Source organism: Microbacterium sp. CPCC 204701 (assembly GCF_004010105.1).
Lineage (GTDB): Bacteria > Actinomycetota > Actinomycetes > Actinomycetales > Microbacteriaceae > Microbacterium.
Genome location: NZ_RRYE01000486.1, coordinates 1 through 1,920, shown reverse-complemented (window position 1 = coordinate 1,920; position 1,920 = coordinate 1). Strand labels below are relative to the sequence as shown.

1 protein-coding gene is annotated in these 1,920 nt (G+C 72.7%); it reads right to left on the bottom strand.

Features of this window, described 5'->3' with window-relative positions; genetic code table 11:
- Positions 1-57: 57 nt before the first annotated feature.
- Complete coding sequence (locus tag EIO58_RS17090) at positions 58-1,722, bottom strand: FAD-binding dehydrogenase (RefSeq protein ID WP_127820465.1); 1,665 nt, start codon at positions 1,720-1,722, stop codon at positions 58-60.
- Positions 1,723-1,920 lie beyond the last annotated feature (198 nt).

The window sequence follows — 1,920 nt, the reverse complement described above, 5'->3', positions numbered from 1 at the left end:
GCGGCGGGTCTCACGCCGGTGCGCCGCACCGGCTCCGCCGGGCGCTGAGCGACCTCGTCACACCGCCGCAGCGGCCGCGCGCCCGGCTGTGCGGCCGGAGAACAGGCAGCCGCCGACGAAGGTGCCTTCCAACGCGCGATACCCGTGCACGCCGCCGCCTCCGAAGCCGCTCGCCTCGCCGGCTGCGTACAGGCCGGCCACGGGCTCGCCCGTGGTGCCGAGAACGCGGGCGGAGAGGTCGGTCTCGATGCCGCCGAGCGACTTGCGGGTCAGCACGTGCAGTTTCACTGCGATGAGCGGTCCGGCGGCAGGGTCGAGGATGCGGTGGGGCGTCGCAGTGCGGATCAGCTTGTCTCCGCGGAAGGCCCGGGCCGATCGCAGCATCGCGACCTGCGCGTCCTTGGTGAAGTCGTTCTCCACCTCGCGGTCGCGAGCTTCGATCTCGTACCGCACGCGCTCGGCGTCGAGCACCTCGCCCCCCGGCAGGGCGCGCATGCCCGCGATGAGATCGTCGAGGTCGTCCCGGACGACGAAGTCGGCGCCGCGGTCCATGAACGCCTGCACCGGGCCGGCCGCCCCCTTGCCGAGACGCGACTTCGCGAGCAGTCGCACGTCCTTGCCGGTGAGGTCGGGGTTCTGCTCGCTCCCCGAGAGAGTGAACTCCTTCTCGATGATCTTCTGCGAGAGCACGAACCACGAGTGGTCGTGTCCGGTTGCGCGGAGGTGTGCCAGAGTGCCGAGCGTGTCGAAGCCGGGGAACAGCGGGACCGGCAGGCGCGTGCCCGTCGCGTCGAGCCACACCGACGACGGTCCGGGGAGGATCCGGATGCCGTGATTCGGCCACACCGGATCCCAGTTCTGGATGCCCTCGACGTAGTGCCACATGCGGTCGCCGTTGATGAGCCGCGCACCGGCCGTCTCGCTCACCTTCTGCATGGACCCGTCGACGTAGGCGGGAACCCCCGCGACCATCGTCGCGGGAGCCGGGCCGAGGCGCTCGGGCCACCACTGCCGCACCATGTCGTGGTTGCCGCCGATGCCGCCCGACGCGACGATGGTGGCGCCGGCGGTGATGGTGAAGGTGTCGACCACCTCGCGCGAGGTCGCGACGCCGCGTGCCGCACCTGAGGGCGCCAGCACGTCGCCCTCGGCGCCAGTGACCGCGCCGCCCGTCATCGTCAGGCGGGTGACGCGGTGCCGGGAGAGGATCGTGACGCGGCCCGCCGCTTCCCCCGCCTCGACGGCGGCTTGGAACGGCGCGACCAGGCCGGGACCGGTGCCCCAGGTGATGTGGAATCGGGGCACGGAGTTGCCCGGTCCGGTCGCGGTGTAGCCGCCGCGCTCGGCCCAGCCCACGATCGGGAAGAACCCGACGCCCTTCTGCCGCAGCCAGGAGCGCTTCTCGCCGTGTGCGAACTGCAGGTACGCCTCGGCCCACCGGCGCGGCCAGCGGTCGTCGTCGCGGTCGAATCCGGCGTTGCCGAACCAGTCCTGCCGCGCGAGCTCGAGCGAGTCGCGCACGCCCAGCCGTCGCTGCTCAGGAGAGTCGATGAAGAACAGGCCGCCGAACGACCACCACGCCTGGCCGCCGAGATTGGACCGCGGCTCCTGGTCGATGATCGTGACGCGCTTGCCGGCCGCGATCGCCTCGCCGGCGGCGACGAGGCCTGCCAGGCCCCAGCCGATGACGAGGACGTCGGTGGTGTGTGCGGCGGGGGGCATGGCGACTCCTTCGTCGGCGGGCGTTGTATCAGCGGGGCTGTTCGGGGTCGGCGGGGGGTGCCGCGGTGACGGGCAGCGACGACCGCGGGACGCCTGGCTCCCCGCTGCCGGCCGTCGCGTCACGGCCGGCAGCGGCGGGGCCGATGCCGCTCGGCTCGAATGTGTTCACCATGGCGAGGGCGGCGCGCTGGAGGTAGT

Excerpts from the sequence above, each read along its gene's own strand:
- EIO58_RS17090 (WP_127820465.1), bottom strand. The coding sequence starts at position 1,722 with ATGCCCCCCGCCGCACACACCACCGACGTCCTCGTCATCGGCTGGGGC.